The sequence below is a fragment of the Variovorax gracilis genome (genome assembly GCF_030317115.1).
In the GTDB taxonomy this organism is placed as follows: Bacteria; Pseudomonadota; Gammaproteobacteria; order Burkholderiales; family Burkholderiaceae_C; genus Variovorax; species Variovorax gracilis.
In genome coordinates this window covers 342,564-360,841 of the sequence record NZ_JASZYF010000005.1, presented here as the reverse complement: position 1 = coordinate 360,841, position 18,278 = coordinate 342,564, and the positions used below count along the sequence as shown (strand labels likewise).

At 66.1% G+C, this 18,278-nt stretch carries 17 protein-coding genes and 2 riboswitches; of the genes, 1 reads left to right on the top strand and 16 read right to left on the bottom strand.

The window, feature by feature from the left end:
• Positions 1-11: 11 nt before the first annotated feature.
• The 3 genes from QTH97_RS13540 to QTH97_RS13530 form a co-directional block, all read right to left on the bottom strand.
• Complete coding sequence (locus tag QTH97_RS13540; protein ID WP_286568679.1) at positions 12-1,463, bottom strand: flavin-containing monooxygenase; 1,452 nt, start codon at positions 1,461-1,463, stop codon at positions 12-14.
• Positions 1,464-1,599: 136 nt separating this feature from the next.
• The gene (locus tag QTH97_RS13535; protein ID WP_286568678.1) at positions 1,600-1,887 is read right to left on the bottom strand and encodes a hypothetical protein; all 288 of its coding nucleotides are present in this window, start codon (positions 1,885-1,887) and stop codon (positions 1,600-1,602) included.
• A 179-nt stretch (positions 1,888-2,066) separates the two neighbouring features.
• Entirely contained in the window at positions 2,067-2,696 is a 630-nt protein-coding gene (locus tag QTH97_RS13530; protein ID WP_286568677.1) for a flavin reductase family protein, read from the bottom strand.
• Between the two features lie 100 nt (positions 2,697-2,796).
• On the opposite strand from QTH97_RS13530, the gene QTH97_RS13525 reads away from it, so the two are divergent.
• On the top strand, positions 2,797-3,678 hold the full coding sequence (locus tag QTH97_RS13525; RefSeq protein ID WP_286568676.1) for a DUF3014 domain-containing protein: 882 nt from the start codon (positions 2,797-2,799) through the stop codon (positions 3,676-3,678).
• Positions 3,679-3,690: 12 nt separating this feature from the next.
• On the opposite strand, the gene QTH97_RS13520 is transcribed toward QTH97_RS13525, so the two are convergent.
• The 13 genes from QTH97_RS13520 to QTH97_RS13460 all read right to left on the bottom strand — a co-directional run bounded on the left by QTH97_RS13520 (position 3,691) and on the right by QTH97_RS13460 (position 18,215).
• Positions 3,691-4,989, bottom strand: a complete 1,299-nt coding sequence (locus QTH97_RS13520; protein ID WP_286568675.1) for an RNA polymerase sigma factor — start codon at positions 4,987-4,989, stop codon at positions 3,691-3,693.
• 114 nt (positions 4,990-5,103) lie between these two features.
• Positions 5,104-5,547 (bottom strand): YciI family protein, encoded by a 444-nt coding sequence (locus QTH97_RS13515; protein ID WP_286568735.1) that lies wholly within the window; start codon positions 5,545-5,547, stop codon positions 5,104-5,106.
• Between the two features lie 22 nt (positions 5,548-5,569).
• Positions 5,570-5,992, bottom strand: a complete 423-nt coding sequence (locus QTH97_RS13510) for a YciI family protein (protein ID WP_286568674.1) — start codon at positions 5,990-5,992, stop codon at positions 5,570-5,572.
• A gap of 138 nt (positions 5,993-6,130) precedes the next feature.
• A complete protein-coding gene (gene gcvP, locus QTH97_RS13505; RefSeq protein WP_286568673.1) occupies positions 6,131-9,040 on the bottom strand; it encodes an aminomethyl-transferring glycine dehydrogenase in 2,910 nt (969 codons plus the stop codon).
• Positions 9,041-9,164: 124 nt separating this feature from the next.
• Positions 9,165-9,539 carry a glycine cleavage system protein GcvH gene (gcvH, locus tag QTH97_RS13500; RefSeq protein ID WP_286568672.1) on the bottom strand — a complete coding sequence of 125 codons (375 nt, stop codon included), beginning with the start codon at positions 9,537-9,539 and terminating at the stop codon, positions 9,165-9,167.
• 156 nt (positions 9,540-9,695) lie between these two features.
• The gene (gcvT, locus tag QTH97_RS13495; RefSeq protein WP_286568671.1) at positions 9,696-10,859 is read right to left on the bottom strand and encodes a glycine cleavage system aminomethyltransferase GcvT; all 1,164 of its coding nucleotides are present in this window, start codon (positions 10,857-10,859) and stop codon (positions 9,696-9,698) included.
• Between the two features lie 45 nt (positions 10,860-10,904).
• Positions 10,905-11,016, bottom strand: a riboswitch (glycine riboswitch).
• Between the two features lie 9 nt (positions 11,017-11,025).
• A riboswitch (glycine riboswitch) is annotated at positions 11,026-11,129 on the bottom strand.
• Between the two features lie 33 nt (positions 11,130-11,162).
• Complete coding sequence (locus tag QTH97_RS13490) at positions 11,163-11,687, bottom strand: hypothetical protein (protein ID WP_286568670.1); 525 nt, start codon at positions 11,685-11,687, stop codon at positions 11,163-11,165.
• 77 nt (positions 11,688-11,764) lie between these two features.
• On the bottom strand, positions 11,765-13,057 hold the full coding sequence (locus tag QTH97_RS13485; protein WP_286568669.1) for a TRAP transporter large permease: 1,293 nt from the start codon (positions 13,055-13,057) through the stop codon (positions 11,765-11,767).
• The gene (locus tag QTH97_RS13480) at positions 13,054-13,566 is read right to left on the bottom strand and encodes a TRAP transporter small permease (RefSeq protein WP_286568668.1); all 513 of its coding nucleotides are present in this window, start codon (positions 13,564-13,566) and stop codon (positions 13,054-13,056) included. Before QTH97_RS13480 ends, QTH97_RS13485 begins: the two co-directional genes overlap by 4 nt.
• 94 nt (positions 13,567-13,660) lie before the next feature.
• Positions 13,661-14,629, bottom strand: a complete 969-nt coding sequence (locus QTH97_RS13475) for a TRAP transporter substrate-binding protein (RefSeq protein ID WP_286568666.1) — start codon at positions 14,627-14,629, stop codon at positions 13,661-13,663.
• 39 nt (positions 14,630-14,668) lie between these two features.
• Positions 14,669-15,688, bottom strand: coding sequence for a D-erythronate dehydrogenase (gene denD, locus QTH97_RS13470; RefSeq protein ID WP_286568665.1), 1,020 nt, complete (start codon positions 15,686-15,688; stop codon positions 14,669-14,671).
• Positions 15,689-15,724: 36 nt separating this feature from the next.
• Positions 15,725-16,576: an alpha/beta fold hydrolase gene (locus QTH97_RS13465; protein WP_286568663.1), complete on the bottom strand. Its 852-nt coding sequence runs from the start codon at positions 16,574-16,576 to the stop codon at positions 15,725-15,727.
• A gap of 91 nt (positions 16,577-16,667) precedes the next feature.
• Positions 16,668-18,215 carry an ABC transporter permease/substrate-binding protein gene (locus tag QTH97_RS13460; RefSeq protein ID WP_286568662.1) on the bottom strand — a complete coding sequence of 516 codons (1,548 nt, stop codon included), beginning with the start codon at positions 18,213-18,215 and terminating at the stop codon, positions 16,668-16,670.
• Between the last annotated feature and the right edge of the window lie 63 nt (positions 18,216-18,278).

Here is an 18,278-nt window from a genome sequence, read left to right as displayed (position 1 = left end):
TGTCGGCAGGCTCATGCCGAGAAGCGCATCACCCCATCGTCCACCGCGCCGAACCGCAAGGTCATCAGGTCGGCGAGGTAGTTCTGGTTCAGTTTCCAAGGCTTCTTCAGGCCCTGCTTCGGCAACTGGTCCATCGCGCGCTGGAAGTAGCCCGAAGAAAAATCGACCCAGGGCTGGAGCGACATCGACCCGTCGTCCGCCCGCGGCACGCATTGGCGCACGCCGGCTTGTTGCATGTGGTTGAGCAAGCGGCAGACGAAGAGGCTGGCGAGGTCGGCCTTCAGGGTCCATGAAGCGTTCGTGTAGCCGAAGACCGATGCGAAGTTCGGCACGCCACTGAACATGATGCCCTTGTAGTTGACGAGTTCGGAGGACTGGAGGAGGCGGCCGTCGACGCCGAGTTCCATGCCGCCGATCAGCTTCAGCTTCAGGCCGGTGGCGGTGACCACGAGGTCCGCAGGCAACTCCGCGCCGCTCGCGAGCTTCAGGCCGCCTTCGGTGAAGGACTCGATCCGGTCGGTCACCACGCTCACGCGCTTTTCGCGGATGGCCTTGAAAAGGTCGCCATCGGGCACGAAGCACAGGCGTTGTTCCCAAGGGTTGTACTTGGGAGTGAAATGGGTATCGACGTCGAAATCCGGCCCGACTTGCCGTCGGACCAGCTTGAGCATGGTGTCTCGCGCGAATTTGGGCTTGCGACGGCAGAGCGCGAAGACGCCCATGGCCAGCATCAGATTCCGCCAGCGGGTGATGCCATGGGCGGACGAAGGACCCATGTGGCGCAGCAGCCAGCCGGCCATGCGGTCGACGGACGGCACCGTGAGCACGTAACTGGGCGAGCGTTGCAGCATCGTCACGTGCGCTGCATGCTTGGCCAGTTCCGGCACCAGCGTGACCGCCGTCGCACCGCTGCCGATCACGACAACGCGCTTTCCGGTGTAGTCGATGTCTTCGGTCCATTGCTGCGGATGGACGATGCGACCGGCAAATTGCTCGCGGCCCGGAAAGGCTGGGGTGTAGCCCTCGGTGTAGTCGTAGTAGCCGCTGCATGCCAGCAGGAAGTTGCAGCGGATGGATGCGGCCTCGCCGGAGTCGCGCTCGAAGTCGACGGTCCATTGCGCCTCGTCGGACGACCACATGGCGCGCCGAACGCGATGCCCGAAGCGGATCAGTCTTTCGATGCCTTGTTCGCGCGCGGTGTCACGCAGGTACTGGAGGATGGAGGGGCCGTCGGCAATGGACTTCGTCCCCGTCCACGGCCGGAACGAGTAGCCCAGCGTGTACATGTCCGAGTCGGAGCGGATTCCGGGATAGCGGAAAAGATCCCAGGTGCCGCCCAGCGACTGGCGCGCTTCCAGGATCGCTACGCTCCGACCGGGGCAAAGCCGCTGCAAATGGGATGCGGCGCCGATGCCGGAGAGGCCCGCCCCCACGATCAGGACATCGACGAATTCATCAGCCATCGTTTCGGGATCTCCTCACGCACGCGCCGACGCTCTGACGCGGCGCGCAATCCTTGATTCTGGCTGGAGTGTCGCGGGGTGCTCCTCCCCCGGAATGAGGATGCGCAGGCGGGTTCGCGCAGGCACCTCGGGCGATTCAGCCTTTGGCTTGTCCTTCCAGCCGTCGATTGGCGTCCAGCGCGTAGACGACGGGCTTCTCATCCGCGCTCTTGTGCGAAGCCGCCGCGCCTTCGCCCAAGGGAAGGTGCGACGATCCGTAGACCTCGCGCTCGAGCCGCTTGGCGCGTTCGGCGTACATGCGGGCAAGAGCACCATGGTGCTCTGCGGCCGCCTGGTGCTCGATGCGCGCCAGATGGGCCTCTTCGAGCAGCGTCATGACGCGTCGCAAATGGCCGTTTCGATTGGGTTGGAAAAAACTGAACATCAGATCCTCCATCGGGGTCGCCGCTGATAGATCTGTGTTTTAACTTCAATCGAGGCGCAGTGCTTGTAAGGCAGCGCCTACCTTAGGAATAGACCGCACGGCCGATCACCCTGGGCAGCGCAACGCAGTAGATTGCCGAGTTGCCGCGATCGTGGCTCGAGCGCGACGAATCGCGGGGTCTACATTTCATCGATCGACGTGCTCCGGGTCTCACCCTGGGCCGCCAGGGAGTAGCGTTCGCGCGTCTTCACATAGAAGCTCGCGCCGAAGCGCCCGACCGGAAAGTAGTGTTGCAGCCGGACGCGCCAGGTTTCGGTGTCGATCAGCTCGTCCCGTGCATGCATCCAGCGCACCTGCCCAATGAAAATCTGCCGGCTTTCGGTTTCGAGCGTCTCCCACAGGGTGCATTCGAATGCGACGGGTGCTTCGGCGATGCGGGGCGGCTTGACCGCGCTGCTGGGCAAGGCTGTGAAACCGACGATGTCGAGTTCGCTCACGTGCGGTGGGTGGCGGTCGCCGCAGCGGTGCATCTGCTCGGCAATGTCCTCGTCTGCCAGGTGCACGACGAATTCGCCGGTCCGCACGATATTGGCCGCCGTATCCTTGAGTACGCCGTCCTGCAGGCGGTTGACGCTGATCATCACGATCGGTGGCTCCTCGCCGAGCATGTTGAACATGCTGAAGGGCGCGGCGTTGACGATGCCGTCGGGGCCGAGGGTGGTGACGAGCGCGATCGGACGAGGCACGATCAGGCTGGCCATGAGCTTGTAGCGCTGGTGCTCGGTCAGGGCGGCGAAGTCGATGTTCATAGGGGTTCCAGGGCGGTCACAGGGCGTTACGGCAGGAAGCGCCGCGTGGTTTCAAATGGATCGGGCGCATCCGCCCGCAGATGAAAAGGACGATTCCACCATGCCCGAACGGGACTCAGCAGAATTCAGGCCAGCACGCGAATCTTCGGTGTGGACCCTGGTGATTGTCGTCGTGGTGATCCTCGCGGCCGCATTCGCGTGGTGGCGCTGGTCGCTGCAGAAGGAGGCGCCGCCGCAGGAGCCGCCCGCCGCGACCGCGCCCCAGCCCACACCCCCCGACGCGCCGCCCGCGCCCGTGGCGCAGGGTCCGCAGAACCCGGTCGATGCCCTGGCCGAGCCCGACCCCGCATTGCCCGCTCTGAACGATGCCGACGGCCGTGTCACCGCTGCGCTCAATGAATTGCTCGGCAGGAAGTCTGTCGTTTCCTTCCTCCAGGTCGATGGCTTCGTGCGGCGTGTGGTCGCGACCGTCGACAACCTGCCGCGCGCGCAAGCGACCTCGCGCATGTGGCCGACGCATCCCGCACCGCAGCGCTTCACCGTGCAGGGCAACGGCGAGGTGAAGACGATCAGCGCGGACAACGGCAGCCGCTACACCCCCTTGGTGCTTTTTGCGGAGTCGGTCGACAGCGCCCGCGCGGTGGCGCTTTACGCAAAGCTGTATCCCCTGTTCCAGCAGGCGTACGAGGAGCTCGGCTACCCGGGGCGCTACTTCAACGACCGCCTGGTGGCGGTCATCGACCATTTGCTGCAGGCGCCCGTTCCTGCGGGGCCGGTGCAAGTGAAGCTCACGGAGGTCAAGGGCGAGATGCAGTCGGAACGCCCTTGGGTGCGCTACGAATTCGTCGATCCGGAGCTCGAATCGCTGTCGGCCGGCCAGAAGATCCTGGTGCGCATGGGGCCGGTCAACGAGCGGAGGATGAAGGCGAAGCTGGCCGAGTTGCGCCGCCAGATCGCGACTGGCGCAATGGCGAAGAAATAGCGCGAACCTCGCTCAATCGACGCCCGGCCCGGCCGCGCTGCCCGCGCATGCAAGGGCGCGCATCAGGAGCAGCTTGCGCTCTCGCGCGTTGCGCGTGAGTTCGGCGGCGCGCTTGAATTCCAAGTAGGCCTCGCTCTTGCGGCCCAGCTTGGCGAGCAGGTCGCCGCGTACGCTGGGCAGCAGGTGATAGCCCTGCAATAGCGGTTCCGAGCGCAGCGCATCGACGAGTTCGAGGCCCACCGCGGGCCCGAAGGCCATCGAAAGCGCGACCGCGCGATTCAGTTCCACGATGGGCGAGGGCGCGAGTTGCGCGAGTGCTTCATAGAGTGCGGCGATCCGCTGCCAGTCGGTGTCCGCTCCGGTGCGAGCGCGCGCGTGGCATGCGGCGATCGCGGCCTGCAGGGCATAGGGCCCCAGCGCGCCGCCGAGCTTTTCAGCGCGCTCCAGCGCGGTGAGGCCGCGCCGGATCAGGATCTGGTTCCAGCGTCCGCGGTTCTGCTCGAGCAACAGGATCGGGTCGCCGTTGGCATCCACACGTGCCGCGGCGCGCGAAGCCTGGATCTCCATCAGCGCGACCAAGCCATGGACTTCCGGCTCGCCAGGCATGAGTTCTGCCAGGATACGACCGAGCCGCAACGCTTCCTCGCACAGTGCGGGCCGCATCCAGTCATGGCCGGCGGTGGCCGAATAACCTTCGTTGAAGACCAGGTAGATAACTTCCAGCACCGACGCGAGACGCGCGGCCAGTTCGTTCGCGCGCGGCGCCTCGAAGGGTACGCGTGCAGCCGCCAGTGTTCGCTTGGCGCGCACGATGCGCTGCGCGATCGTCGGTTCGGGCACGAGGAAGGAGCGCGCGATCTCGTCGGTGGTCAGGCCTCCGAGCAGGCGCAAGGTCAGCGCGACCCGGCCGTCGGGCGAAAGCACCGGATGGCAGGCCGTGAACACCAGGCGAAGGATGTCGTCGCCCACTTCGTCGTCGAGCGCGGCGTCCACCGCTTCGGAGAAGTCTGCCGCGGCCATGGCGTGCTGGGCATCCAGTTCACGGCCGACCTCTTCTGCCTTGCTGGCGTGCAGCGTTCTCTTGCGAAGCAGGTCGACCGCGCGGTGCTTCGCGGCGGTAGTGAGCCAGGCGCCGGGGTTGCCAGGAATGCCCTCGCGCGGCCATCGTTCGAGCGCGGCGACCAGGGCGTCCTGCGCGAGTTCTTCCGCAACGCCGACGTCGCGCACCATTCGCGCCACCGCACCGATGATCCTGGCGGATTCGATGCGCCAGACAGCATTGATGGTGCGGTGCGTGTCGCCTGCCGTCACGACAATCCCCCGACAGGCGGCGGCAGGGCCTCAGTCCCGCGCGAGGACGCGGCCGGTCCAGGCCGCCGCAGCAGGGGCTTGCGCGCGTTGGAGGGTGGTTTCCATGTCGGTTCCTCAGCCCGATGCATTGGTGTCGCGCGCCGTCGCGCTGCCGCGCAGGAGCTCTTCCTGCTTGCGGATCTCGGGTGTGAACTCGGCGCCGAAATCCTCGGCCTCGTAGATCTGCCGGAGTTCGAGCTCGACGTTGCCGTCGCCGTCGATAGCGGGCCAGCGCTTGACCCATTCGAGCGCCTCTTCCCGGGACTTGACCTGGATCAGGGTGATACCGGCGATCAGCTCCTTCGCCTCGGCGAAGGGGCCGTCGATCACCGACGGCTTGCCGTCCCTGAACCGGATGCGCGCACCCTTCGCGCTGGGCTGCAGGCCCATGCCGTCGAACATCACGCCCGCCTTGATCATTTCTTCGTTGTACTTGAGCATGTCGGTCACGAGTTGCTCGGTGGGCATCATGCCGGCCTCGGTGTCCTTGTCGGCCTTGCGAATGATCATGAATCTCATCATGCCTCCTTCGTCTATTCGGTCAGGCCTTCCTGGCGGCAATTTCGGCCGCCAGCCGCTTTTCCTGCTCCCGGAGTTCCGGCGTGAGTTCGGCGCCGAAGTCCTCCATCTCGAAGACCTGGCGCAACTCGACCTCTTCGCCGTCGTCGAAAGGCGCGCGCTTGAGCCATTCGATGGCTTCTTCCTTCGAGCGCACCTGCCAGAGCCAGAAGCCAGCGACCAGTTCCTTGGTCTCGCTGAAAGGCCCGTCGATCACCGTCCGCTGCTTGCCTGAAAAGCGAATCCGCGCGCCCTTCGAACTGGCCTGCAGGCCTTCGCCCGCCAGCATGACGCCGGCCTTGACCAGCTCTTCGTTGTACTTGCCCATTGCGGTCAGCATGGCCTCGCTGGGCATGACGCCGGCCTCGGAGTCCTTGCTGGCCTTGACTATCACCATGAATCGCATGTCGTTGCTCCTTCGGTTGGGAGCCCGGAATCCGGTCTGCGGGACCGGGCCATTCCCGGGGCTCTACTTCAACGTCGAAGCAGGCCTGGCGAAATCGACAGGGTCGGCGCCGTCGTTGTAAAAAAATGTTAACGAACCTCAACCCTTCGCGTACTCGCCCACTGGCACGCAACTGCAGAACAGGTTGCGGTCGCCGTAGACGTTGTCGACGCGACCGATCGGCGGCCAGTACTTCGCCTGCTTGAGCGTGGCGAGCGGAAAGGCGCCGAGCTCGCGCGAGTAGGGCCGGGTCCACTCGCTGCCGAGCAGGCTGGCCGCGGTGTGGGGTGCGTTCTTGAGCGGGTTGTCGTCCTTCGGCCAGACGCCTTCCTCGATCCGGCGGATCTCGCCACGGATCGCGATCATGGCGTCGATGAAGCGGTCGAGTTCGGCCAGCGGCTCGCTCTCGGTCGGCTCGACCATCAGTGTGCCGGGGACCGGGAAGCTCAGCGTCGGTGCATGGAAGCCGTAGTCGATCAGCCGCTTGGCGACGTCCTCGGCGGTCACGCCGCTGGCGTCCTTGAGGGGGCGCAGGTCGAGGATGCATTCGTGCGCGACGTGGCCATTCGGGCTTGCGTACAGCGTGGGGTAGTGCTCCTTCAGCCGGGCGCTGATGTAGTTGGCGCTGAGGATGGCGATCTCGGTCGCGGCCTTCAGGCCCGTCGCTCCCATCATCCGGCAATACATCCAGCTGATCGGGAGCACGGCCGCGTTGCCTAGAGGTGCCGCCGACACGGCACCCACGCCGTGGGATGCGATGCCGCCGGTCGCATGTCCGGGCAGGTAGGGAACGAGGTCCTCGACGACGCACACCGGCCCCACACCCGGGCCGCCGCCGCCGTGCGGGATGCAGAAGGTCTTGTGCAGATTCAGGTGGCTCACGTCGCCGCCGAATTCGCCCGGTGCGGCCACGCCGACCAGCGCATTCATGTTGGCGCCGTCCACGTACACGCGGCCGCCGTAGGCGTGCACGATCTCGCAGAGTTCCTTCACGCGGGTCTCGAATACGCCATGCGTGCTGGGGTAGGTGATCATCACCGCCGCGAGCTTGTCGCCGTGCGTTCCGCAGGCGCGCTTGAGGTCGTCGATGTCGACGTTGCCGTCGGCATCGCAGGCCGTCACCACCACCTGCATGCCCACCATCTGCGCGCTGGCCGGATTGGTGCCATGCGCCGAGGACGGAATCAGGCACACATTGCGATGGCCCTCGCCCTTGGCCTCGTGGAAGGCCTTGATCGCCAGCAGGCCCGCGTACTCGCCCTGCGAGCCGGCGTTGGGTTGCAGGCTGATGCCGGCATAGCCCGTCGCCTCGCAGAGCCAGGCGCGCAACTGCTTGTCGAGCTGGGCATAGCCTTGCAGTTGCTCGGCCGGCGCGAAGGGATGGATGTTCGCGAACTCGGGCCAGGTGATCGGGATCATCTCGCTCGTCGCGTTCAGCTTCATCGTGCAGCTGCCGAGCGGGATCATGCTGCGATCGAGCGCCAGGTCCTTGTCGCTCAGGCTGCGGATGTAGCGCAGCATCGCGGTTTCGCTCTTGTGGGTGTTGAACACCGGGTGCGTGAGGAAATCGCTGGTGCGGCGCAGGTCCTCGGGAATGCGAGGCGTGATGCGGTGGGTCAGATCCTCGAAGCGCGGCATCGGCTTGCCCGCGGGCACGAACAAGGCCCAGAGCGTCTCGATGTCGGCACGCGTCGTGGTCTCGTCGAGCGAGACACCCAGGTGGTTCTGAACGCCTTGGCGCAGGTTGAAGCTGGCGGCCTCGGCGCGTTCCAGGATCTTCGCCGTGTCGTCGCCGGTCTTGACGGTGATGGAGTCGAAGGCGGTGGCGTTGACCAGCTCGCGGCCCATCTGCTCCAGGCCTTGCGCCAGCACCGCCGTGAGGCCGGCGACACGCTGCGCAATGCGGCGCAGCCCCTGCGGCCCGTGATAGACCGCATACATGCTTGCCACCACCGCCGGCAGCACCTGTGCCGTACAGATGTTGGACGTGGCCTTCTCGCGGCGGATGTGCTGCTCGCGCGTCTGCAGCGCCAGGCGGTAGGCGGGTGCGCCCTGCGTGTCAACGCTCACGCCGACGATGCGTCCAGGCAGCGAGCGCTTGTATTCGTCACGGCATGCCAGGTAGGCGGCGTGCGGCCCGCCGTTGCACATCGGCATGCCGAAGCGCTGCGTGGTGCCGCAGACGATGTCCGCGTCCCATTCCCCCGGAGGCGCCAGCAGCGTGAGCGCCAGCAGGTCGGCCGCCACGCAGAAGGCGGCGCCGAACTGATGGGCGTGGCCGGCGAGGGGGCGCAGGTCGTGCACATGCCCGGTCGTGGCCGGGTACTGTGCCAGCACGCCGAAGAACTCGCTGCTTGCCATCAGGTGCGGCAGGGTTTCGGACACGGTGCTGACCTTGACTTCGATGCCCAGCGGTGCGGCGCGCGTCTTGATCACCTCGATGGTCTGTGGGTGGCAATCACCCGACACCAGGAAGACGTTGCTTTTGCTCTTGACGCCGCGCTTGGCCAGCGTCATTGCCTCGGCGGCGGCCGTGGCCTCGTCGAGCATCGACGCATTGGCGATCGCCATGCCCGTGAGATCGCAGACCATGGTCTGGAAGTTCACCAGGGCCTCCATGCGCCCCTGAGAAATCTCGGCCTGGTAGGGCGTGTAGGCCGTGTACCAGGCGGGGTTCTCGAGCACGTTGCGCAGAATCACACCCGGCGTGAGCGTGCCGTAGTAGCCCTGGCCGATGAAGCTGCGCGCCACCTTGTTCTTTGCTGCGATGGCCTTCAGCTCGGCCAGCGCGTCTGCCTCCGTGGTCGGCGCAGGGAGACGCATCGGCCGGCTGCGGCGGATGGCTGGCGGCACGATGCCGTCGATCAGCTCGGCGCGCGTCGTCGAGCCGATGGCGGACAGCATGCGCGTCTCGTCTTCCGTTTCGATGCCGATGTGGCGCGCGATGAATTCGTCGGCGTTCTCGAGTTGGCCGAGCGTGGGGAGAGTGGGCAGGACGGGCGTCGACATGGAGGTCAGGTCTGGAGAAAGGAAAGGAAAGGATCACGACCGCCGCCGGGCCGCCCCAAGACGGGCCGTGCCACTCCCTCGGGGGGTGGCGAAGTACGCGAAGCGACAAGCCGGGGGGCGGACATCATTCGGAAGAGAACTTCTCGTAGGCTGTCTCGTCGAGCAGTGCTTCGAGTTGGGTCGCATCGCTGATGCGGACCTTGAAGAACCAGCCCGCATCCATCGGCGCGCTGTTGGCAAGCGAAGGATCGGCGCGCAACGCCTCGTTGACTTCGGTGATTTCCCCCGAGACCGGCATGAACACATCGGCCGCGGCCTTGACCGACTCGACCACACCCGCGACCTCGCCCTGGTTGAAAGTCTTGCCGACTTCAGGCAGGTCGACGAACACCACGTCGCCCAGCGCGTCCTGGGCATGCACCGTGATACCGACGGTCACGAGCGTGGCGTCTGAGTGCTGCTGAACCCACTCGTGGTCCTTGGTGTATTTGATGGTCATGGAAAACTCCTGGAAAAAGAAACGTTGAACAGTGCAGCCGATTCGGGGAATTCGGGGAATACCGCGGAACCGGCTTTGCCGGGCCGCAGGTATTGCCCCCTGCAAGGGGGTGTGCGGCCACACGAAGTGGGCAAGCCTGGGGGTGTGCTCATGTCCTCAACCCCGGTAGTAGCGGGCGGGCACGAAAGGCATGGTGCTCACTTCCATCGGGACGGGCTTGCCGCGCACGATGGCCTGGATGCGCGTGCCCGGTTCACCGTAGGCCAGCGCGACGTAGCCCATGGCGACCGGCCGGTCGACCGTGGGGCCGAGCAATCCGCTGGTGACGTGGCCGATGGCATGGCCTTCGAAGGATTCAAGGAGCGTGCCATCGCGCACGGGCACCCGTTCCAGTGCCACAAGGCCGACGCGCTTGCGCTTCAGCGTGTCGTGGTCGAGGTGGCCCGCGGTGCCGCTGGCCGCCGTGAGTTGCGCCAGGATCCGGGCCGCGCCGGGAAATCCGCCTTCGCGTTCGCCGCCGGTGCGCCGCACCTTCTGCATCGCCCAGCCGAGCGACGCCTCGACTGGCGTGGTGGTTTCGTCGATGTCGTTGCCGTAGAGGCAGAGCCCGGCTTCGAGCCGCAGCGAATTGCGCGCGCCCAGGCCGATGGGCTTGACCTCCGGCTGGGCGAGAAGCAGGCGGGCCAGCGCCTCGGCGTCTTTGGTGGCGACCGAGATCTCGAAGCCGTCCTCGCCCGTGTAGCCGCTGCGCGTGACAAGGGCCGGCAGGCCGCCGATCTGCACGACGCCACCCGTCATGAAGACGAAGCGCTCGACGCCTGGCGAGAGGCGCGCGAGCGTCGCCGCCGCTTGCGGCCCCTGGAGCGCCAGCAGCGCATGGTCGGGCATGGGCAGGACCTGGCAACGCTGGCCGATCTTCGCCGTGATGTGAGCGATGTCCGCCTGCTTGCAGGCGCCGTTCACGATCACGAAGATCGAATCGTGGCCTTCGTTGAAGAACATCAAGTCGTCGAGGATGCCTCCCTCGTCGTTGAGCAGCAGGCCGTAGCGCTGCTTGCCCGGCGCCAGGCCGATCACGTCGACGGGCATGAGGGTCTCGAAAGCCGCCGCCGCATCCGGGCCGACCAGCCGCAATTGACCCATATGGGAAATGTCGAACAGGCCCGCGGCTTCGCGCGTGTGCTTGTGCTCGGCCATCAGGCCGGCGGGGTACTGCACCGGCATCGAGTAGCCCGCGAAGGGAACCATGCGGGCGCCCAACTCCACATGCAGGGCGTGAAGCGGGGTCTTCAGAAGATCGTCGGTCGATGTGGAGGCCAAGGCACTCTCCAAAGGGGCAGTCCAGATCCATGACCAAAGCCATGGGCCACCCCTGCTGTCCGCTTTACCTGAGAGATTCACCCCACGATCGGGGTTTGCTCCTTCGGTGGACGGCCTTCCGACGTGGTAACGGCCGTCTCTCTCCAGCAAGGAAACGCCCGTGAAGGGCGCCTCGTCAGTCCTTTTGCCTGAGCGTTCGGGCCCTTGTTTCGAGGGGACCTGCGCCTTCGGCGGCCCCGCTGCTGCGGAGCTCTCTCCTGACCGGGCGAGTGTAAGGGATTGGCGGATCGCCGGCCGGCGAATTCAGTGCACGAGCGGTGCCGGCAGCAACTTGTCGATGCGCTCGCGGATCGAATCGGCACGCTCCGCGCCTGCGGACTTGGCGATCTCGTCGAGCATGGCGCCGGCCACGGCCAGCATGCCGTCCCGGTCGCGGGATTCGCGCAGCTTCTCTCGGAACTGCTCGGCCAGGATCGGGTTGCGCCGCACGAACATGCGTTCGCAGAGGTCAAAAAGAAACATGCGCGTGGTGGCGAGGGAGCGCTTGCCGTCGAAGGCGTCGGCAGCGGCCGGCGCGATCTCGGCAGGACCCGGCGCGGCGTCGACGGGCGGCTGGCGCTGCTGCGTGTGGGCGTCCAGCAGGTAACCCTGCCGCACCAGGTGCAGTGCCACCTTCCCGGCTTCGTCGCGGCTGCTGAAGAGTTGGCCGAAATCGGTCACCGAGCGCCGGCCGTCGGCCATCAGCAGCAGGGCGCGTTCGCGTTGGCCCAGCGTGCGGCGGCCGGGCTGGAGTTCGTGGCGCGCCTTGTCGGTCTTGATGAGGAACATGGAAGATGCTGCGGCGTTCTTGGGCGAGCGCCGCAGCATCGCGGATCAGCGTGACACTTTCGTGAAAAGCGCTGGCGCTACTTGAAGCCCCACAGGCGCGGCAGCCACGTGCTGATCGCCGGCATGAAGGTGAGCAACAGCAGCACCGCGCCATGCGCCCACAGGAAGGGCGCCAACTCGCGCACCAGTTGCGACATCGGCACACGCGACACGTTGCAGGTCACGAAGAGCAGGCCACCCACCGGCGGCGTGATCATGCCGAGCGTGAGGTTGTAGATCACGATCATCGCGAAGTGGATGGGGTCGATGCCCAGCTTGACCGCCACCGGCGCGAGGATCGGCGCCAGCACCATCACGCCCGGAAGCGGCTCGATGAAGATGCCGAAGAGCAGCAGGAAGACGTTCACGATGATGAGGAACATCCACGGCGACAGGTTCATCCCCGCCAGCCATTCAGCCAGCGTCTGAGGCACGTTCTCGATGGTCAGGATCCACGCGAACGAGGCCGACAGGCCGATGATGATGAGCACCGAGGCCGACAGCAGGGCGGAGCGGGAGAGGATGTCGGGCAGCGCCTTCCACTCGAGCGTGCGGTAGACGAACTTGCCGCACACCAGCGCATAGAACACCGCGACCACCGATGCCTCGGTCGGCGTGAACCAGCCAGCGCGCATGCCCCCAAGGATGACCACCGGCAGCAGGATCGCCGGGATCGCCTTCCACGTCGTCAGCAGCACTTCGCGCCAGGGCGGCATGCCGCCGTCGCCCTTGTAATTGCGCTTCTTCGAGACGTAGAAGTTGACCACGCACATCGCCACCGCGATCAACAGGCCCGGAATGAGGCCCGCCACGAACAGGCTGCCGACCGACACGTTGTCGTCCTGCAGCGCGTAGATGATCATGATGATCGAAGGCGGGATGATCGGCCCGACAATGGCGGTCGAGGCGGTGAGCGCGGCGGCATACGAGCGGTCGTAGCCGGCCTTGTCCATCATCTTGATGAGCATGGAACCCGGCCCGGCCGCGTCGGCCAGTGCCGAACCCGAGATGCCCGAGAAGAAGGTCAGCGACACCACGTTGGTGTAGCCCAGCCCACCGCGCCGGTGGCCGACGAACTGCCCTGCAAAGCGCAGCAGCACCTCGGTCAGCGAGCCGCCGCTCATGAGCTCTGCTGCAAGGATGAAGAAGGGCACCGCCATCAGCGGGAAGCTGTCGATGCCGGTGAAGGTCTCCTTCAGCAGCACCATCAGCGGATAGGACTCGGCGAGGATCAGCGTGGCGGCGGTGGCAAGGCCCAGCGCGAATGCGACCGGCACGCCGATCGCGAGAAACACGCACACCGAAAAGATGAGGACGAGGCTGGCGTTCATAGCGAAGCGCTCGCAGCCGCATCGAAATGCGCGTCGGAAGCAAACTCGCGCCGCAGCACGTAGCCGCGCACGATCAGCAGCCAGTGCACGATCAGAAGCAGCCCGCCGAACATCATGGCGCTGTAGATATAGGCAAAGGGAATCTGCGTGACAGCGGTCAGCTGGAACATCGTGCGTTCCATGTAGAGCCAGCCATACCAGACCATGAAGCCGAAGAAGGCGAAGAGCAGCGCAGCGACCATCGCGCGCATCGCGATGGCGGCCTTGGGCGGCAGCGCGTCCTGCAGGTTCTCGACCGCGATGTGCCCGCCGTAGCGCAGCACCGGGCCCGCCCCGAGGAAGGTGAGCCAGATCATCATGTGGCGCGAGACCTCTTCGGCCCATTCGAGCGAGTTGCTCGTCAGGTAGCGCATCGCCACGTTGATGAAGATGATGACCGACATCGAGGCGAGCAGAAGAATCAGTACCCACCGATTCGCGGCCAGGAAGTAGTGTTCGAAGGTTTTCACGACGACTGTTGTTGTGGGATCTGTGCAAAGAGAACCGCCCGGTGCCATGGCTGGCTCACCGGGCGGCGGTGCCGGAGGCGGCGCGTGGCCGCGCTTACTGGACGTCCGAGATCTTCTTGATGTTGTCGGCGCCGAATTCCTTGGCGTAGCCGGCGTAGGCAGGCTTGAGCGCGTCGCGGAAGGCGGCGCCGTCGACCTTGCGGATCACCTTCATGCCGTCCTTCTCGAGTTGGGCGATGCCGTTGTTCTCGTCTTCGTTCACCTTCTTGCGCTGGGCGGCGCCGGCCTTCCGGGCGGCTTCGACGAACACTTTCTTGTCGGCATCCGACAGCTTGTTCCAGACCCGGGGCGACAGCAGCAGCAGCGCCGGCGAGTAGACGTGGGCCGTCAGCGAGAGGTGGTTCTGCACTTGCGCGAACTTGGCGGACAGGATCACGGGGATCGGGTTCTCCTGGCCGTCCACGGTGCCTTGCTGGAGGGCGCCGAACAGCTCGGGGAAAGCCATCGGCGTCGGCAGGATGCCGAAGGTACGGTAGCCATCCATGTGCACCTTGTTTTCCATCGTGCGCATCTTCAGGCCGGCGGCGTCGGAGGGCTTGACGATGTCGCGCTTGCTGTTCGTCATGTGCCGGAAGCCGTTCTCGGTCCAGGCGAGCGCGATGATGCCCTTGCTCGGGAACTTGGCGAGGATGTCCTGGCCGATCGGGCCATCCATCACCTTGCGCGCGTGGTCGTAGTCGCGGAAGAGGAAGGGGATGTCGACGATCTTGACTTCAGGAACGAAGTTGCCGACCGGGCCCGTGGACGTGTTGACCAGGTCCTGCGTGCCGAGCTGCACCGCCTCGATCTGCTCACGCTCGCCGCCGAGCGCGGAGTTGGGGAAATGCTGGCACTTGTAGCGGCCTTGCGTACCCTTCTCGACCTCGTCGCAGAACACAGTGGAGCCGACGCCATAGTGCGATTCCTTCGTCGTGGCGTAGCCGATCTTGAGCGTGGTGGTCTGTGCGAAGGCGCTGGCGCCGAGGGCGAGCGAAAGGCAGGCGGCGAGGGTGCCGAGTTTCATGTTGTCTCCGGGGAGGTTGCGGGAAGGATGCGCAACCGACTATGCCTGAAGACGGAGCTTGACCTCGTCGGGATTTTCACGGACGTATTCGCGTACCACTTCTTCGAAGCTCGCATCCGACTCCAGGCCCAGCGCGCGGGCGCGCACCGTTTCGAAGCGCCCCGGCCAGCTCTTCACGATGCGGCGGATCATCGGATCGGGCGTGCGGTCGAGCAGTTCCGTGGCGGCGGTGCCGGCGACGCGGCCGAGCGCCGCGGCCATTTCCCCGACGGTGGTGGACAGCGAGGGCAGATTGAGCGCAGTGCGCGGCCCCCATTGCGCATCGCTCGCTTCGGCGGCGCGGATCAGCCCTTCGATGGTGCGTGTTGGCGACGAGATCGCAACCGGCGTTTCGTCCGCGACCGGGCAGGCGGCGCGAACGCCCGCGAGCGGCTCGCGGATCATGCCGCTGAAGAAGCCCGACGCTGCGCCGTTGGGTCGGCCCGGGCGCACGCTCACCGTCATGAGCCGCACGCTGCGGCCATTGATGAAGCCCTTGCGTGTGTAGTCGGCCACGAGTTGCTCTGCGATGAACTTCTGGATGCCGTAGCTGGTCTGCGGGGTGGGCAGCGTGTTGTCGGTGATCACTTCGGGCAACGGTTGCTCGGGCGAGTTGCCGAACACGGCCAGCGAACTCGAGAACACGAGTGTCGGCACCGTACCGAGCTTTCGGCAGGCTTCGAGCAGCGCGTTGGTGGCGGCGAAGTTGCTACGCATGCCAAGGTCGAAGTCGGCCTCGCATTCGCCACTGACCGCGGCGGCGAGGTGGAAGACCAGTGAGGTCTTCGGGAGCACGACCCGCGCGGGTTCGTTGGCGAGCCGCTCGTTGAGATCTCCCACGACGGCGCTCACGCGCGGGTCCTGCGCGAGATCGCTCGGTGGCGGCACGCGGTCGACGAGGGTGATGGTGTCGATCAATGCTGGCGCTTCGCCCGCCAGGGAGAGTTGTTGACGCGCAAGGAGGGTGCGGGCGAGCCGCGCGCCGACGAAGCCGGCACCGCCGGTAATCACGATGTTCATGTGCAAGGTGTCCTTGTGTCCCCGGAAGAGGCGAGTCTATGTTCGTCCACTGCGCACCAAACTCCAGAAGACCACCCGGTTGAAACCGACGGGATTCTCGACGGGCGCGCCGTGTCCCGCGCCCGCGATCACTTCCTGTTGCGAATGGGGCAATGCCAGCGCCAACTCGTGCATCACTGTTCGATGCAGATCGCTGGCCCGATCGCCGTTCAAGAGGAGGATGGGCATCTTCAGCGCCGCCACTTCCGAGCGCGGCAGGTCAGGAAACGGCTCCGCCGACCGTGTGAGCGCTTTCATCGTGCCCACGTTGCGCGTCACGGCATGCATCCGTTCGGGCGGCAACCTGTCGAACAGAGGCTCGCCGCAGATACCGTCGACCAGCAGGCGCAACGCCGCGCGGTCGTCACCTCGTTCGAAGGCCAGGGTGGCGGGGCGCCAGACATCCGCCTCGAATGCCTCGAACAGCGCTCGCCCCTCGGGCGTGCGACATGCCCATGGATGCAAAGGCGGTTCGTTCAAGGTCAGGCTCAGCACCTGGTCGGGATGCTGAAGCGCGAACATCAGTGCAATCAATGCGCCGAAGGACGTTCCGACCAGATGCGCAGGTTCGCAGCCCAAGTGCGCTTGAAGTGCCCCGAGGTCGTCCACGTCGGTCTGCGGTGTGTAGCCTGCAGGCGCGGAGGGGCTTCTGCTCGGGCTGCTGAATCGCCGGCTGTAGGCGATCACGCGAAATCGTGCCGCAAAGGCTTGCATCTGCGGCGCCCACGAATGGCAATCGCCCAAACCGCCGTGCAACAGGATGAGCGGCGATCCGCGTCCGTGCTCTGTGTAGTGCAGCTCTGCCCCATCCGCCAGCGACAGGCGCGTGGGCAGCTCGCATCGATTCATCGTTGGCTCCTCCGAAGCCGCGCGTTGGCGCGGCAGCGACTGATGAGCCTAGTCCGGCTGGTTCGTCGTCGCAATCGGGTGATGCCAGTCTTCACCCCCGACGCCGGCGCATGACGAACTCGATGGTTTCGAACAGTGCCTCGCTCATGAGGGCCAGCACGGCGGCCGGGACGGCGCCGGCGACCAGCAATTCGCGGTCGTTGAGGGCGAGCCCGGTCACGATGCGTTCGCCGAAGCCGCCGGCGCCGATGAAGGCCGCGATGGTCGCGGTGCCGATGGCGATGGTCGTTGCAGTTCGCACACCGGCCAGCAGGGTGGGCAGTGCCAGCGGGAGCGTCACCACCCGCAGGCTTTGCGCGCCGGTCATGCCGAGCGCGGTGCCCGCCTGTCGCAAGCCTGCGGGAACCTCGGCCAGTCCGGTGACCGTGTTGCGCATGATCGGCAGCAGCGAGTAAAGCGTGAGCGCGACCAGCGCAGGCAGCGTGCCGATCGCGCCGATGAGCGAGATCAACACCGCGAGCATCGCCAGCGAGGGAATGGTCTGCAACAGGCCCGTCAGGCCGAGCACCAGCGCGCGCATCCGCAGATGCGGAAACACCAGGATCCCGAGCGGCACCGCGACGAGGATCGCAAGCCCGACGGACACCGCGACGAGCATCAGGTGCTGCCGCGCCAGCCGGCCCAGGTCGGGGCCGAGGAGCTTGGCGACGAAACCGCGCGATGCCGAATCCGAGGAGCCGGCCGAGCCCGCCTGCACGCCGGGCTGGCCTTTTTGCGCCAGGAAGTCGCGGGCGATCACGTCGAAGGCCACACCCTGCAACTCGGCGCGCGCGTTCATGGCGATCATGGCGCGCTCGTCGATGCGGCCCTCGAGCTTCTGCAGCGCCGCCCATGCCTTCGGCCAGCGCGTGGGTACGTCGAGCCGGTACAGCACCACGGCGTCGTAGCGCGGGAAGTAGGCGCGGTCATCCTGGAGCACGCGGAGGCCGAGATGGTCGATCTTGGCGTCGGTGGTGTAGATGTCGATCACGTCGATCTGCTTCGCCGCGATGGCGTCGTAGGCAAGGCCGTGGTCCAGCCCGGTCGGCGACTGCCTGAATCGGTAGCGCGCGGCGAGACCCTGCCAGCCATCGGCACGGCCGATGAACTCGTTCGACAGGCCCAGCTTCAGTTCGGGGTGGCTCGCCAGGTCGCTCAGGTTGCTTACGCCGAGACGATCCGCATCGGCTGCGCGCATCGCCAGTGCATAGCCATCGTTGAATCCCAGTGGGACCGCGACGCCCAGCCCGAGCGGCGCAAGGGCCGCGTTCATGGCTTCTCGCGTCATCGACTGGGATCCCTTGAGGATCTCCAGCGCGATCGTGCCGGTGTACTCGGCATAGAGATCGATGCCGCCGGAGCGCAGGGCTTCGTAGACGATCGCGGTGTTGCCCAGGCCTTGGCGGATCACCGGCGGCGTCGCCGTCTGCGGCGAAGCCGTCTGCGCCATGACCTCCGCCAGGATGTAGGACTCCGTGAAGCGTTTGGACCCGATGCGCAGGCCCTGTTCCTGTGCGTGCGATGCGTGCCAGAACGCGGCGGCGCAGAGGAGTCCCAGGCAGGTCAGGGCGATGAGCCACGGTCGGCGCAACGAAAGCATCGATCCAGTGTATCGGCGCGGGCGAGGGGCGGGCAGGCTCGTTCTCCTACAGCCGATCGTGCG

Coding starts and splice junctions, on each gene's coding strand:
- QTH97_RS13460 (WP_286568662.1), bottom strand. CDS start 18,215: ATGCTTTCGTTGCGCCGACCGTGGCTCATCGCCCTGACCTGCCTGGGA.
- QTH97_RS13510 (WP_286568674.1), bottom strand. CDS start 5,992: ATGCGATTCATGGTGATAGTCAAGGCCAGCAAGGACTCCGAGGCCGGC.
- QTH97_RS13465 (WP_286568663.1), bottom strand. CDS start 16,576: ATGAATCGATGCGAGCTGCCCACGCGCCTGTCGCTGGCGGATGGGGCA.
- QTH97_RS13530 (WP_286568677.1), bottom strand. CDS start 2,696: ATGAACATCGACTTCGCCGCCCTGACCGAGCACCAGCGCTACAAGCTC.
- QTH97_RS13525 (WP_286568676.1), top strand. CDS start 2,797: ATGCCCGAACGGGACTCAGCAGAATTCAGGCCAGCACGCGAATCTTCG.
- gcvP (WP_286568673.1), bottom strand. CDS start 9,040: ATGTCGACGCCCGTCCTGCCCACTCTCCCCACGCTCGGCCAACTCGAG.
- QTH97_RS13485 (WP_286568669.1), bottom strand. CDS start 13,057: ATGAACGCCAGCCTCGTCCTCATCTTTTCGGTGTGCGTGTTTCTCGCG.
- QTH97_RS13540 (WP_286568679.1), bottom strand. CDS start 1,463: ATGGCTGATGAATTCGTCGATGTCCTGATCGTGGGGGCGGGCCTCTCC.
- QTH97_RS13490 (WP_286568670.1), bottom strand. CDS start 11,687: ATGTTCCTCATCAAGACCGACAAGGCGCGCCACGAACTCCAGCCCGGC.
- QTH97_RS13475 (WP_286568666.1), bottom strand. CDS start 14,629: ATGAAACTCGGCACCCTCGCCGCCTGCCTTTCGCTCGCCCTCGGCGCC.
- denD (WP_286568665.1), bottom strand. CDS start 15,688: ATGAACATCGTGATTACCGGCGGTGCCGGCTTCGTCGGCGCGCGGCTC.
- gcvH (WP_286568672.1), bottom strand. CDS start 9,539: ATGACCATCAAATACACCAAGGACCACGAGTGGGTTCAGCAGCACTCA.
- QTH97_RS13515 (WP_286568735.1), bottom strand. CDS start 5,547: ATGAGATTCATGATCATTCGCAAGGCCGACAAGGACACCGAGGCCGGC.
- QTH97_RS13535 (WP_286568678.1), bottom strand. CDS start 1,887: ATGTTCAGTTTTTTCCAACCCAATCGAAACGGCCATTTGCGACGCGTC.